General features: G+C 64.3%; 17 protein-coding genes. 9 read left to right on the top strand and 8 right to left on the bottom strand.

The features are described from left to right. Positions 1-6: 6 nt before the first annotated feature. The 3 genes from ACVWYF_RS19705 to ACVWYF_RS19695 are packed head-to-tail and all read right to left on the bottom strand — an operon-like array spanning position 7 to position 2,619. Complete coding sequence (locus ACVWYF_RS19705; protein ID WP_457071272.1) at positions 7-1,215, bottom strand: acetate/propionate family kinase; 1,209 nt, start codon at positions 1,213-1,215, stop codon at positions 7-9. Positions 1,216-1,226: 11 nt separating this feature from the next. Then, positions 1,227-1,862: an HAD-IA family hydrolase gene (locus ACVWYF_RS19700; protein ID WP_457071270.1), complete on the bottom strand. Its 636-nt coding sequence runs from the start codon at positions 1,860-1,862 to the stop codon at positions 1,227-1,229. Positions 1,863-1,866: 4 nt separating this feature from the next. Further along, entirely contained in the window at positions 1,867-2,619 is a 753-nt protein-coding gene (locus tag ACVWYF_RS19695; RefSeq protein WP_457071268.1) for an SDR family NAD(P)-dependent oxidoreductase, read from the bottom strand. A gap of 238 nt (positions 2,620-2,857) precedes the next feature. Between ACVWYF_RS19695 and ACVWYF_RS19690 the strand changes: the two genes are divergently transcribed. The 8 genes from ACVWYF_RS19690 (at position 2,858) to ACVWYF_RS19655 (ending at position 8,733) form a co-directional block, all read left to right on the top strand. Beyond that, positions 2,858-4,453 carry an oleate hydratase gene (locus ACVWYF_RS19690; RefSeq protein ID WP_457071266.1) on the top strand — a complete coding sequence of 532 codons (1,596 nt, stop codon included), beginning with the start codon at positions 2,858-2,860 and terminating at the stop codon, positions 4,451-4,453. Positions 4,454-4,466: 13 nt separating this feature from the next. After that, positions 4,467-4,862, top strand: coding sequence for a hypothetical protein (locus tag ACVWYF_RS19685; protein WP_457071264.1), 396 nt, complete (start codon positions 4,467-4,469; stop codon positions 4,860-4,862). 243 nt (positions 4,863-5,105) lie between these two features. Next, the gene (locus ACVWYF_RS19680; protein WP_457071262.1) at positions 5,106-6,536 is read left to right on the top strand and encodes a BON domain-containing protein; all 1,431 of its coding nucleotides are present in this window, start codon (positions 5,106-5,108) and stop codon (positions 6,534-6,536) included. A gap of 15 nt (positions 6,537-6,551) precedes the next feature. Continuing rightward, positions 6,552-6,755 (top strand): hypothetical protein, encoded by a 204-nt coding sequence (locus tag ACVWYF_RS19675; protein ID WP_457071260.1) that lies wholly within the window; start codon positions 6,552-6,554, stop codon positions 6,753-6,755. Positions 6,756-6,778: 23 nt separating this feature from the next. Continuing rightward, on the top strand, positions 6,779-7,603 hold the full coding sequence (locus ACVWYF_RS19670) for a universal stress protein (RefSeq protein WP_457071258.1): 825 nt from the start codon (positions 6,779-6,781) through the stop codon (positions 7,601-7,603). 59 nt (positions 7,604-7,662) lie between these two features. Beyond that, positions 7,663-8,028 carry a hypothetical protein gene (locus ACVWYF_RS19665; RefSeq protein WP_457071256.1) on the top strand — a complete coding sequence of 122 codons (366 nt, stop codon included), beginning with the start codon at positions 7,663-7,665 and terminating at the stop codon, positions 8,026-8,028. Beyond that, entirely contained in the window at positions 8,029-8,493 is a 465-nt protein-coding gene (locus ACVWYF_RS19660; protein WP_457071254.1) for a universal stress protein, read from the top strand. 81 nt (positions 8,494-8,574) lie between these two features. After that, the gene (locus tag ACVWYF_RS19655; protein ID WP_457071252.1) at positions 8,575-8,733 is read left to right on the top strand and encodes a hypothetical protein; all 159 of its coding nucleotides are present in this window, start codon (positions 8,575-8,577) and stop codon (positions 8,731-8,733) included. Between the two features lie 197 nt (positions 8,734-8,930). Here ACVWYF_RS19655 and ACVWYF_RS19650 read toward each other — a convergent pair whose 3' ends face one another. From ACVWYF_RS19650 to ACVWYF_RS19630, 5 genes are all read right to left on the bottom strand, one after another. Continuing rightward, on the bottom strand, positions 8,931-9,377 hold the full coding sequence (locus ACVWYF_RS19650; RefSeq protein ID WP_457071250.1) for a hypothetical protein: 447 nt from the start codon (positions 9,375-9,377) through the stop codon (positions 8,931-8,933). Between the two features lie 107 nt (positions 9,378-9,484). Continuing rightward, the gene (locus tag ACVWYF_RS19645; protein ID WP_457071248.1) at positions 9,485-10,303 is read right to left on the bottom strand and encodes a DUF6544 family protein; all 819 of its coding nucleotides are present in this window, start codon (positions 10,301-10,303) and stop codon (positions 9,485-9,487) included. A gap of 29 nt (positions 10,304-10,332) precedes the next feature. Next, entirely contained in the window at positions 10,333-10,668 is a 336-nt protein-coding gene (locus ACVWYF_RS19640) for a hypothetical protein (protein WP_457071246.1), read from the bottom strand. Between the two features lie 11 nt (positions 10,669-10,679). Continuing rightward, positions 10,680-11,210 (bottom strand): hypothetical protein, encoded by a 531-nt coding sequence (locus tag ACVWYF_RS19635; RefSeq protein WP_457071244.1) that lies wholly within the window; start codon positions 11,208-11,210, stop codon positions 10,680-10,682. 221 nt (positions 11,211-11,431) lie between these two features. Further along, entirely contained in the window at positions 11,432-11,773 is a 342-nt protein-coding gene (locus tag ACVWYF_RS19630) for a thioredoxin family protein (RefSeq protein WP_457071242.1), read from the bottom strand. A 337-nt stretch (positions 11,774-12,110) separates the two neighbouring features. Here ACVWYF_RS19630 and ACVWYF_RS19625 point away from each other — a divergent pair, with 337 nt between their 5' ends. Then, positions 12,111-13,811, top strand: coding sequence for a sensor histidine kinase (locus ACVWYF_RS19625; RefSeq protein ID WP_457071239.1), 1,701 nt, complete (start codon positions 12,111-12,113; stop codon positions 13,809-13,811). Positions 13,812-13,813 lie beyond the last annotated feature (2 nt).

The following is a 13,813-nucleotide window of genomic DNA, read 5'->3' as shown; positions in this document are numbered from 1 at the left end:
GTTGGTTTAAATAGTTTTGTCTTCACCAGTCAGCAAAAGCTGCTGGACGAGCTGCGCAATCATGCGCTCCTCGTTGGTGGGGATGATGCGGACAGTGACGCGGCTGGCGGCGCTGGAAATCACGGCGGCGTGGGTGGCGTTGTGGGCCATATCGAGCTCCACGCCCAGAAACCCCAGCCCGGCGCAGATGCGGGCGCGCACCTCGGCCGCGTGCTCGCCGATGCCGCCGGCAAACACCAGCGTATCGAGGCCGCCGAGCACGGCCGCGTAGGCACCCACCCACTTGCGGGCCTGGTAGCAGAAGAGCGCCACCGCGTCGGCGGCCCGCGCGTCGATGGCCTGGGCAGCTAGCAAATCGCGCATATCGGAGCTCGTTTCCGACACGCCCAGCAGGCCGCTTTCGTGGTTGATGAGGTGGTTGAACTGCTGGGGCGTGAGGCGGTCGGCTTGCAGCAGGTAGGCGGCCACGCCGGGGTCGAGGTCGCCGGGGCGGGTACCCATCACCAGGCCGGCGGCGGGCGTAAAGCCCATGCTCGTGTCCTGGCTCTGGCCATCGAGCACGGCGGCCAGGCTGGCCCCACTGCCCAAATGCGCCAGAATAACGCGGCCGTGCGCCACCGCCGGCCCCGCCTGCCGGCCCAGCTCCTCCAGCAGGTAGGCGTAGGAAATACCGTGAAACCCGTAGCGCCGCAGCCCCTGCGCCGCAAAGCGGCGCGGGATGGGCAGTAGCTGGGCCACGCGGGGCATGTGCTGGTGGAAAGCCGTGTCGAAGCACGCCACTTGCCGCAGCTGCGGGTGGCGCATTTGCACGGCCTCCATCAGGGCGATTTCGCCGGGCAGGTGGTCGGGGTCGTAGGCGGTGAGCTGGCGCAGGTCGGCCAGCAGCGCAGGGGTAATAATTTCTGGGGTCTGGTGCGCAGGGCCACCATACACCACCCGGTGCCCCACGGCCGCCAGAGTAGCAAACACGGCGTGCCGGTCCAGCCAGTTGAGCAGGAAGTTGGCGGCGGCCGCCGGGTCGGCCGCGGCGGCCGGGCTGGTGGTGGGCGACGCCTCCGGCCCCGCGCTGACCGTGAGCTGGGTGCCCGGCAGGCCGATGCGGTCGAGGTGGCCGTGCAGCCGGCGCTGCGGGATTTCGCCCGGCTCGTACACGGCAAACTTAACGCTGGACGAACCGCCGTTGAGCACTAAAATGAGGTCAGCGGCGGTGGCCATAAGGGGATGCGTTAAAGGGAGAGGCCAAAAGCGGCCAATTGGGCGCAGGTCGTGGCATAGTCCTGGTGGCTAATGCCCCGGATGCCCAGCCCGGCCGCCACGTCGATGAACAACGGCTGGTCATCGAGGTACAGGATTTGCTCGGCTGGCGTTTGGGCCAAATCGAGGGCTAGGCGGAAGATGGCCGCGTCGGGCTTGCTGAAATGCACGAAGCTGGAAGACACGAAAAAGTCCACGAACTCCGCCAGCCCAAACGTGTGAATCCGGTAGGCATTCAGCTCGCGGCCCTCGTTGCTGACCACGGCTATTTTGAGGTGGTACTTCGCCTTCAGCTGCCGCACCAGCGCCAGCATCTCGGGATGAGGCTGCGACCGGGCAAACATGAAGTCCTGAAAAGCCGCCGCGCTAAACGACCGGGGCCGGTGGAATACCACTTGCCGCAGATAGTCGGTCAAGCTGAGGTGGCCCAGCTCGTAAGTGCCGAATATTACGTGGTGTCGCTCCTCCATTTCGGCCGCGTCCAGGTCGAAAGTGGCGGCGGCCAGCTGGCGCGAGGCCTGCGTCCAGCCGTTAGTGAGGAGCACGCCGCCAATGTCCACGAAGAGGGTGCTGATAGGCGGGGCCGGGAGAGCGGTTGAATCACTCATTGGATTACTTGGTCAGGTAGCCGCCATCAACCGGGTAATAGGCCCCGGTCACGAAGGTGGCTTTCTCGGAGCTGAGCCAGATAACCAGCTCGGCCACTTCCTCGGACCGGCCCAGCCGGCCGATGGGGTGTAGCGCCACCAGCCCGGCCTTGGTTTCGGCCGAGAAGGCACCCAGTAAGGGCGTGTCGATGTAGCCGGGGCCCACGGCGTTGATGCGGATACCCTGGGCCGCGTATTCCTGGGCTGCCGTTTGGGTGAGGCCCACGATGCCGTGCTTGCCCGCGACGTAGCCCGCCAGCCGGGGCGAGCCCACCTGCCCCAAAATGGAGGACATGTTGATAATCGAGCCATTGCCCTGCTTGAGCATCACTTCCAGCTCGTATTTGAGGCAGAAGAACACGCTGTTCAGGTTCACGTTAATAATTTGCTGCCAGCCTTCGATGGAATAATCGGCGGTCAGGCTCAGCTCGCCGGTGATGCCGGCGTTGTTGCAGGCGATGTCCAGCCGGCCGAAGGTGGCCACGGTGGCCTGCACCAGCTGGTGGCACTGGGCGGCATCGCCCACGTCGGCCTTGCAAAAGCGGGCGTGGGCCCCGGCGGCGCTTAGCTCGGCCACCACCTGCTGGCCCGAAGTTTCGTCGATATCCGACACCATGACGTTGGCCCCGTGCTGCCCGTAGAGCAGCGCCACCGCCCGACCAATACCTGAGGCCGCCCCGGTAACCAGGGCGGTTTTTCCTTGCAAATCCTTGTCCATAGAGGCGCACTTTCTAGTGATAAAATCACTGGCAAATAACCGGGCGTATTCCACCAAAAACTTTGTTGAAAGTCTGCTCAAATCATGATGTTGCTCATGTAGTCCGCGGCTCGGCACACCTAATCTTGCACCACCAGTTTGCGGCACCTTCCGCCAGATGCGGCGGGAACACTTCAATTGCGCGGACGCCAGATGAGGTTGACCTCCCCCTAACTGCTACCACCCGATTCCCCACTTCATGCACCCGCCCGTCCCCTCCCCTGCCGACCGTCACGCCTACCTGATTGGCGGCGGCATTGCCTCGTTGGCCGCCGCAGTTTTTCTCATTCGCGATGGCCAGATGCCGGGTCCGAACATTCATATTTTTGAGCAGGCCGACCTCGTGGGCGGCAGCCTGGACGGCAGCGGGCAGGCTGACACGGGCTACGTGCTGCGCGGCGGCCGAATGCTGAATTTCAGCTACCGCTGTACCTACGCCATGCTGGACTCGGTGCCGTCGCTGGAACACCCAACGCAGTCGGTGACCGATGACATTCTCGCTTTTAATCTGGCCCACAAAACGCATGCGCAGGCCCGCGTAGTGGACCGCGACGGGCACGTCGTGGACGTTACCTCGATGGGTTTTAGCGAGCAGGACCGGCTGGCCTTGGTGGGGCTGCTGGCCATGCCCGAGCTGCTGCTCGGCACCAAGCGCGTGAACGAGTGGTTCGGCGAGGCGTTCTTCGTCAGCAACTTCTGGTTTATGTGGGCCACCATGTTTGCCTTCCAGCCCTGGCACAGCCTCGTGGAGTTTAAGCGCTACCTGCTGCGCTTTCTGCACGAGTTCTGGCGCATCGACACGCTGGCCGGGGTGGACCGCACCCCGTATAACCAGTACGATTCCATCGTGCGGCCCCTCCTCGTCTGGCTACAGGGCCAAGGCGTGGAATTCCGGCTGGGTAGCCAGGTAACGGACTTGGGTTTTGTCCCCCACGCCACCGCTAGGACCGTGGCCCGCATCCATTACCGGCGCGATGAAGCCTCCCAAACGCAGTACGTGGAGCCGCACGACGTGGTGCTGCTAACCAATGGCTCGATGACGGCCAACTCCACGCTGGGCTCGATGACGACGGCCCCGGCCCTGAAAACTGCCCGCGCCAACGGGGACTGGACCTTGTGGGAAACGGTAGCCAAAAAGTATTCGGATTTCGGCCGGCCCTATGTCTTCGACGAGCGCATCGATGAATCTAAATGGGAATCGTTCACGGTTACGAATAAGGGCACGTTGTTCTTTGATTTGATGGAAGCCTTTTCCGGCAACGCGGCGGGCACCGGGGCCTTGGTCACGCTCAAGGATTCGAGCTGGCTGCTGTCGGTGGTGCTGGCCTACCAGCCGCATTTCCCGCAGCAGCCCGCCGATGTGACGGTATTCTGGGGTTACGCCCTATACCCCGACCGCGTGGGCAACTACGTGCCCAAGCGCATGAGCGACTGCACGGGCGCGGAAATCCTGACCGAGCTGTATCAGCACCTGCACTTCACCCCGCACCTGCCGGCGCTGCTGGCCGAAGCCAACTGCATTCCCTGTATGCTGCCCTACATCACCAGCCAATTTCTGACCCGCGCTCCCGGCGACCGGCCCCAGGTAGTACCGGCTGGCTCAACCAACTTCGCCTTCGTGGGCCAGTTCGTCGAAATGCCCGACGACGTGGTGTTCACCGTGGAATATTCGGTGCGCTCGGCCCAGGTGGCGGTGTACGAGCTGCTGAAGCTTGGCAAGGAGCCCCCGGCCATATACAAAGGCCAATATGACCCGACGGTGCTCTTTGAAGCCGTGAAAACCCTGCACCGCTAGCCCCGTTCCCGTTATGCATCATCACCTGCTTTCTCAATCGGCATCACTTGTCCTCGATTACGACCTGGTGGACAACCTGCTGGATGCCCGCTGGACCTCGGCCCAAACCCTAGCCACCACCCGCGCCGGCTACGAGCATATACTGGCGGAGCTGCCCATGCTGCACTGCCACCGCCTGCTCGACGACCGCCGTGAGTCGCACCTGATGTGGGACGAGCTGGCCGACTGGATGGCCACCGACTGGTACCCGCGGGCGCACCGGGCGGGGCTGCGCCACCACGCCGTGGTATTTGCGCAGGACTTTTTCGGACACCGCGCCACGGCGGCCGTCTTGGCCCGGGTGGACGATGGCCAGCTGGTGGGCTACGACTCGGAGGCCGCCGCCCGCAGGGCGCTGCTGGCCTCGTAAGGCAACGGGCGGAAGCAGACGGGAACGGGTGCCCGGTCATCCAGTAGGTTTCCTGGTGAAATGCTGCTCGATGACAGACACCCCGGCGTTGCGGGTGCCAGCAAATCCGCCCCAATAGGTGCTGCTGCAGCTGCTTGACGAACGTCATGGAATGAGCCGATTATCATCAAAGGTTTGCCTTCGGGCCTGGTCGACTTTTGCCTCAGCATTCCTGCTGACCATCACTTCATTTCGTTCTTTCCCATGCAAACGCTTGATTACGACACCCAGCCCGCCACCGCCAACCACGTCAGCGACGCCGCCATTACGGCCGCCGTTGAGCTGTTTTTCCTCACCGAAAAGGGCGTGCCCACCCACCTGATTGACGTGCGCACCCACGCGGGCATCGTGGAGCTCACCGGCATCACCGACAACCTGCTAGCCCGGGAACGGGCTGAAGAAATCACGCTGGCCGTGCGCGGCGTACGGGGGGTGGTCAACGAGCTGCTCATCAGTACGCCCGACATGCCTGACGCGGAGTTGAACGCCCACCTGGCCGCGGCCCTGGCCGACGACCCGGCCACTGCCGGCTACAATGTACAGGCTACCGCCACCGATGGCGTGGTGCGCGTGACCGGCATGGTGCAGTCCTGGGCCGAGAAGCAGTTGGTGCTGCGCGTGCTGCGCGGCGTGCGGGGCGTGCGCCGCCTCGAAACCGACGATTTGGTGATTCAGTGGGGCGAGGTGCAGAACTCCGATGAGGAAATCACCACCCAAATCCGCGAGCTGCTGGACTGGGACATCCGCGTGCACAGCGCCCTGGTCGAAATTCGGACCTACGACCGGGTGGTGCACCTGGCGGGCACGGTGGGCTCGGCGGCCGAAAAGGCGCAGGTCATCGCCACCGCCAACCAAGCCGGCGCGAGCCGCGTCGATGCCCGCGACTTGTTCGTGGCCTACTGGGCGCTTAGTCCGGAGTTGCGAAGCCACAAGTACGCCGACCGTAACGACGAGGATATTGCCGCCGCCGTGCGCGATTCCTTCCTCTACGACCCGCGCGTGCTCTCCTTTCAGCCCACCATCGTGGTACACAACGGTATTGTGACGCTGAGCGGGCACGTGAGCAACCTGCGCGCCAAAAAGGATGCCGAGCGCGACGCCCGCGACGTGGTGGGCGTGTGGGACGTGCATAACCTGCTGAAAGTGCGCACCAACCGCTTCATCCCCGACCTCCACGTCACTCACAGCATTGAGCAGGCGCTGTCCCGCGACCCCTACGTGGGCTTCTTCGACTTCAGCGTGTACGTGCGCAACGGCAAGGCCTCGCTCTACGGCCAGGTGGGCAGCCACTTCGAGCAACAGCAGGCCGGCGACGTCGCTTCCGGCGTGAATGGCGTGGCCGATTTGGAAAACTGGGTAACCGTGGCCGCCAGCCCTGGCTTCGACGGCTTCGCGGTGTATAATCCCAAGCCGAACGCCGACTTTGCGCTCGCCGAGCGCATCCGCACTCGCTGGTTCTGGTCGCCGAGCCTGCATAACCAACTCATTGAGGTGCTGGTCGAAAAGGGCCGCGCGACCCTTACCGGCACCGTGGCCACCTGGCTCGACCGCGAGCAGGCCGCCTACGACGCCTACAACGCGGGTGCCCGCTACGTGGACAATGACTTGGTGGTGTCCACCGCCAGCGGGCTTTAAGCGGCAGCATTGGCAATGCCCCTAAAACCGCCGCGCAAACTCTTACGCCACGGCCCGGCCTACGCGCAAGCCCCGGAAGCCACCGCGCTGGGCCGGGTCATTAGCCCGGCCACCCTCGAGGTGGTGCGGGAAGCCGACGCCTCTATGTCGGCCGAGGGCTGGACATACGCGCCCCCGACCGAGGCCCCCGCCGGGCCGCCGGCAGGCAATTCCCATTGATAATTCAGTTAACCCGTTTCGCCATGACCCCTTCCCTTGTAGTGCTGACTGATTTTTACGCCGTTACCAATCGGGCGCTTTCTTATGCGGCGGGGCTGGCCGTGCCGCTGCGCGCCCACCTGCTGCTGCTGCACGCCCGCCATGATGCTTTACTGGCCCCCGAAGTGTACGGCGAAAGCCACCATACCGCCCGGGGGGAGCGCAAAACGCTCTACGCCCTGCAAGAGCTGGCTGGCGAGCAGCCCGTGCCCACCGAAGTCGATATTTCGGACGACGCTCTGCCCACGGCCATCCACGAAGCCGTGCAACATCGCCATCCTTTGCTACTGGTGCTGGGCCGCCCCGACCCGGTGGTGACGCCCACCGACCTAGTGACCGACACGGCCCTGCTCCTACTGCGCGACGTCCCCTACCCGCTGCTGCTCGTGCCCAGCCCCGGCTGGGATGCCTTTCCGCCCCGCCGCCTGCTGCTGGTTGTCGACGGGCAGCCCTTCAGCCTGCGCCCCAACCAGGACCTGCTGCGCCGCTTACTCGCCGCCACCGAGGGCACCCTGGACGTGGTACACGTCGTGGGTGAGGGCGAAACCATGCCCGGCCCGGAAACCCTGCTGGGCACCGTGCGCGAAAACGACCTGGTGGATGCCCTGCCCGATACCTGCCTGCATCAGGTGTACCAGCGCACGGTGCATGCCGGCGTGCTCGAAGAAGCCGCGCGGCTGGATGCCGACCTGCTGGTCATCGTGGCCCGGCCCCACAGCTGGCTGGGTGGCCTGTTCCACGCCAGCGTCACGGCCCGGCTGCTGCGCGAAAGCCCCATTCCCGTGCTGCTGCTGCCGGCCGAGGCGTAGCCAGCCGGGGTTTTATCCATCAACTGCTTTCGATTTCAACCAACCGCTCGTCTTTTCCCATGAACGATTCCATCCTGGTGCTCGCCAATTTTGCCGATGCCGCCGAAGCTACCGCCCGCTACGCCGCCGCGCTGGGCGCTCCGCTGCACCTGCGGCTGGCCATGCTGCACCTCGATGCGTACCCCGTGCTGCTGGAGCCGGAGCTGGTGGCCGCATCCGCCGAGCAAACCCAGCGCAACGAGGCCGAAACCATGACCGGCCTGCATGCCCTGGCCCGCCGCCTGCCAGGACATCCCGATGTGCTGGAAGCGACCGGCTTCATGGCCGACGCGGTAGCCGAGGCCGTGCACCAGCAGCAGGCGCTGCTGCTGGCCCTGGGCCTGAGCCACGAGCAGCGCCTGCTGGACCGTTTCCTGCTCGACTAGGTGCTGCCCGTGCTACGCGCCACCCACCGCCCGCTGCTGCTGGTACCCCGGGATGCCCCGTGCGTCGGCCCGCCCCAGCGCGTGCTGGTGGCCGTCGATGGCGAACCCTTCACCCCCAATGCCGCGAGCCGGGCGCTGGCCCCGTTGTTGGCCGCCTGGGGATGCACCTTCACCGTGGTCCAGGTGCATCCCCAGGGTGGCCCCCCCAGTCGGCTGGCCGTGGCTGATGTGCGCGCCAGCGGCCTAGTGCCAGCGGCCAACCCCTTGGAGCTTTACCAGGCAGCCGATACGCCCGCCGCCCCCGGCGTTCTGCAAGCTGTAGCCGACACCCAAGCCGATTTGCTCGTGCTCATTGCCCGGCCGCGTAGCTTTTGGAGTGAGCTGTTTCACCGCAGCGTCACGGCCGCGGTGCTGCGCCATTGCGCCGTCCCCGTGCTACTGCTGCCGGCTGAACCGCTGGATTGAGGCCCCATCCCCGCCGCCCTGGTCAGGTCGCTGCATACCCCTCTCAAATTTCCTTTCGAAACTACTAACCTCCCTTTTCTCATGGATAATTTCCTGCGTTTTATGGCCTCCCCCGCCGGTCGCCTCACCCGCGTAGCCATCGGCACTTCCCTGATTGCGGTCGGCATGGCCCAAGGCCGCAAAGGCTGGGCCTTGGCGGCAGTGGGCCTGCTGCCGCTCTCTATGGGCGCGTTTGACTAGTGCCTGCTGGCCCCGCTCGAAGGCCTGCCTTTTGCGGGCTCGCAACTGCGTGAGGTGCTAGGGCCGGTGTCCGCGGCCGCCGACTCCCGCACGAATCTGGGCAGCCACCACTAGTGCTGCAATTGATTTTACGAAGACGGCTTATTCGCATCCCCCTTGCCCGCTTCGCCACTTCAACGAGTAGACGGAGCGGGCGCTTAGTTGCTCGTCGCGTCCTGGGGCTGGAGGGCGGGGCCACTGGTGTGGTCATCGCCGAGCTTCTGCTCGTGCATCCGGATGCCCGCGCCCAACTCGTAGCTGCCTTCTTCGGTGAAGCCGGGGCCCTGAGCCTGTTCGTCGGCGGTGGTGTAGTTGTTGCCGCCCTGGGGTTCCGTTTCAGAGCCGCCAATGTGCAGGTTCTGGAGCTGGTCTTTCTGGTCATTGCGCTGGGTGTAGCCGTTGGCACCCACATTGCGGTGGGCCGAGGCATCGTCGCTCAGCTTGCCGTTGCTTTCTTCCCGCTGGTAATCGCGCTGCTTGGCCAGCTCCTCATTGTAGCCACCGGGGATGATGTTCACCGGGTTTTGGTTGGGCAAGTCTAGTTCTTTTTCCTCGGGCTGGGCATGGGTATCGTCGTCTTCAAGAATCTCGTCGCTGGGTATCATATCGGGGAGGAAGTTAGTTCGGTGAATGGGGGCCGGGTTAGCCCCTGAGGTGTACGCGCCAGCCGGCCCCTGGTTTGGTCCGCGGCCGCCGGCCTGCATATCTTTCGCTAAAACGCCTGGAGCGCCTCATAACCCAACTCTTGTACGAAGAATCGCGCGTAGGGCTGGCGCTGCCCGTTCACCACCCAGCTGGCCTCGCCAGCGAAGGGCACCAACATACCCTGCTGCCGGCGGTACTGCGAAAGGCGTGCTTCCCAGGGCAGTAACTCGGTGTCGCTGAAGTAGCGCAGGGCTTCGCAGGTGGCTATCTCGTTCTGCTCGTTAAAGCGCACCAGGCAAGTCACCGTCTGGCCCGCGTGCGTGAGCGTGAGGCGGGCCGACTGGTCGTCTACGGCCGTCCAGGCGATGCGCTGGCTGGGCAGCAAGGCCGTGGGCAGCCAGGCAGCTTCGGACAGCCAGCGCAGCAGCTCGCCCTGGTCGTAGTGCGGGCCCTGGCCGTGCACAATGGGCACGGCCCCAAGCAGGCGCACCGTGAGGCCGCCGTGACCGGCTACGTACTCGTCGCGGGCCGTAAACCAGCGCGTCGTGCCCTGCCAAAGGAAGCCCGGCGGGTCGGCCGTGATGTACTGCTCGCCTTCGATGGGCACCCAATCTTTCTTTAAATCGGTTTTGAACTGCCCGCCGTGGCGCAGACGCAACCCGCACGGGTAAGGCTGCCCATCGGGCAGTACGTGGCCGAAATACCGTTGTACCGGGGCGGGCAGCCCCGCCAGTTGGGCTTCGTGGTACACGCGGGCGGGGCCATTATCAGCGGCGGCAAACAGCTGCCGCACATCGCGCCGCAACCGCCGGGCCGCCGAGGTGCGGGCGGCCAATAGGGCTAAAATGGGGGCAGCCAGGGCCGTGGCGGCCAACAGACGAAGCATGTTTCTGGTCATGGCAAAGGAGTGGCTTGTTACGAATGACCCCGCACCAGGCGGTAGCCCAGCAGCAGGAGCCCAAATCCATAAATTGAGGCAAAAATTAACTGGTTGTGGCGGGCCAGCCAATTGGGCAGGAAAATATCGAAGTTGTCCTGGGTGGAGGCCGAGTAACGCCGGGCCAGCAGCGTGAGCGGGCAGTGGCGTTGAAAAACCAGCAGCACCACGCCCTCGGCCACCACCAGCCCGCTGGCCAGCCAGGTATAGCGTGTTACTTTATTGGCAATTCCGCAGTACAGCACGTAGCCAATCACGGCCACAAAAAAGGCCCATACCACCGTGTGCAGGGCTTTGATTACGAGCAGCTTCATTTTGACACTCATCATTGGATGCGGCTGGCTTGAGGATGGCTAACAGCCGCGCTCAAAAGCGATTTTACGGCGGGAACAGTGGCCCACATCTCCGGCTTTTTGTAGCGCCGGCGGACGCTGGGCAGCAAGGCCACGAAGAGAATGGCAATGGCCCACACCATGTACACTGTGTGCAGCCAGTTGACGGCATTGAGAAAAACCATTTCCAGCTGTATCCACAGGATGAGGGCGAAAGCCACGTAGATGCTGCCCGTCCACGCCCAGTGCATGTCGCCGAAGCAATTGAGGCGTTCGGCCAGTGGGCTTTGGGGTTTCTTCAGTAAGGCTACGACCAGTAGGCACGGGGCCACTCCCAGCACGGTAAACAACACAATGCCGGGCACGAGAAAATCAGCGAAAGGCGACCCGGCCAGCATGGCCACCGGCATTCCCAGCAGCCGGCCAGTGGGAGCGATGACCAGGAGCCCGCCCCCGCCCAGAGCCCCCAGCCCCAGCAAACCCAGGAGCCATATCAGAATTGAGCGTGGGGAAAAGACCGCCATGGGATAGTAAGAATCTGTTCAGCTACATCCGGTGTCCGCTTGTCGAAGCATATTTACCGCAGTAATAATTTGGCAGATTGCGGCCCCTGGAGCAGTTTCGGGGTTAGGGTACAGCCCCTCGTAGCGCGAACTTTTAGTTCGCGTCCCCGCATCGGAACTACGGCCCATTTCGCGACGCGAACTGAAAGTTCGCGCTACTATCCACTAATTCCGAAACCCCACTAATCATCGAATGCCGCCAGCTTACTCAGCAGCAGAGCCGCCATGGGCGTGCCTTCGGGCAGGCCCTGCTGGCGATATACCTCTTCCCCATCGCGCAGCAGCACGAAAGCCGGCAGGCCCCGGCCATCGAAGGCGTGCAGGACGGCGGGGTGGCTGTCCTCGTCCACTTTCAGCACCCGGACGGCAGTTCCTAATTCTACCTGCAAGCCTTTCAGCAACAGATTGGTAGCGGTGCGAACGGGCTGCGTTTCCTGCTTGGTGCCGGGGCCTACGGCGGGCAGCAGCACCAGCAGCATGGCGGCGTGGGCGGGCAGCAGCGGACGAATAGTGGCGGGGAACATAGGCTGGGGAAATTAAGCAACACCGTGGCACGCCGTAAGCGTGCCATAATTAAGTAGTGGCAAAATTATCGAAAGCCGCCCCCGACTCGTATGACACCCATCACGGAGCCGGGTTGATGTTTGTCAAGTCCGGTTGCATAAGCCTGCGCGAGTCTGCTGCCCCCTGGGGCCTCCGCGCGGCTAAACTCGCGCTCCTGTCCTAGCTTCCGGCTGCCTGCCCGGCGGTGCCGGCGAAGCACGGCAACTCGCTGGCCAGTTGCGTGATGCCCGTCAGGGGACCGCTGATGGGCGTAGCCGCCCCTGTACGCCGGCCCAGACCTTTGACCAACTGCCCCCTATGTCTTACTCCCTGCCCACCCCCGGAGGCTTTCCGCCGCAGGAGCTGCTGGAAACCCTGCTAGAAGCTTCGCTCACCGGCATCGTGCTCTACACCCCGGTCTATGGCCCGGCCGGGGAGGTCGTGGATTTCGCCTTCGCCTTCCTCAACCCGGCGGCGCAGCGGATGCTCGGCCTGCCGGCCACCACCACGCACACCTACCTCCAGCAATTCACCAACACGCTCGGCAACGGGGCCTTCGCGTTTCACCGCGACACGTTTGTTTCCGGGCAGCCGGGCCACTACGAGGTGAATTATCAGTCCGACGGCTACGATAATTACTTCCGGGTGGCGGGCCAGCGCGTGGGCACCGGGCTGCTGGTGAGCTTCACCGACACGGCCGACCAGCCCCGCACCGATGTGGAGACCGCGCTGCGTGCGAGCCAGGCGCGCGAACAAGCGGCCCGCGCCGAAGCCGAAAACCAGCGCGGGGAGCTGCAGCGCATTTTTGAGCAGGCCCCGGTGGCCGTGGCCGTGTTCCGCGGGCCGCGCTTCGTGGTGGAATGGGCCAACGTGGCCGTGTGCGCCATGTGGGGCCGCACCCCGGCCGAGGCGCAGGGCACGCCCTTGTTCGAGCTGCTGCCCGAAGCAGCCGGCCAGGGCTTCGAGGAGCTGCTCGACGGGGTGCTGGTCACGGGCGTGCCCCACGTGGCCCACGAGTTGCCCTCGTTCATCGACCGCGACGGCCGGCGCGACACCGTGTACTGGAATTTTGTGTACACCCCCCTGCGCGAGCACGATGGCCGCGTCGCGGGCATCACCGTGGTGGCCACCGAAGTAACCGAACAGGTCCTGGCCCGGCAGCGCATTCAGCAGCTAAACGCCGAGTTGGATGCCAGCTTCGCGCGGCTGCGGGACACCAACGTCGAGCTGGAGCAAAAGGTCAACGACCGCACCAATGCCTTGCTCATCACGCTCGACCAGTTGGAAAAGCGCGGCGACGAGTTGGCCCTGGCCCTGCAAGCCGAGCAGGAGCTGGGCGAGTTGAAGTCGCGCTTCGTGAGCATGGCTTCCCACGAGTTCCGCACGCCGCTCACCGCCGTGCTCACCTCCGCCGATTTGATTGCCGAATTCCCCGGCGGCCACCAGCAGGCCCTGCGCCTTAAGTACATTGACCACATCCGCACCTCGGTGCAGCACCTGAACAACATCCTGGAGGAATTCCTGTCGGTGGGCCGCATCGAGGAAGGGAAAATCGAAGCCAACCCGGCCAACCTCAACCTCGACAGTCTGGTCGAAGAAACGGTGGCCGACGTGCAGGGCTTGCTCAAAGTCGGCCAAACCATCGACTGGCACGTGCACTGCCCCATTCCGGTGCGGCTCGATGCCTCGCTGCTGCGCAAAATCCTGATGAACCTGCTCTCCAACGCCCTCAAGTATTCGGGCGAAAACGCGGTGACCACCGTGCGCGCGGGCTGCCAGGGGCAGGAGCTGACCATCACGGTGCAGGACCAGGGCGTGGGCATTTCCAAGGAAGACCAAGCTCACTTGTTCGAGCAGTTTTTCCGGGCTCCTGGCACCATCACCGAGCCCGGCACCGGCCTGGGCCTTTACATCATCACCAAATACTTAGAGCTGATGGGCGGCACCATCGACCTGCAAAGCGCCCCCGGCCAGGGCACCACCGTCACCATCGCGCTGCCCCTCACCACGCCCGACTAATC

It is taken from the genome of Hymenobacter sp. UYAg731 (genome assembly GCF_054061335.1).
The sequence above is the reverse complement of the archived record's forward strand: the minus strand, read 5'-3'. Positions and strand labels throughout refer to the sequence as shown.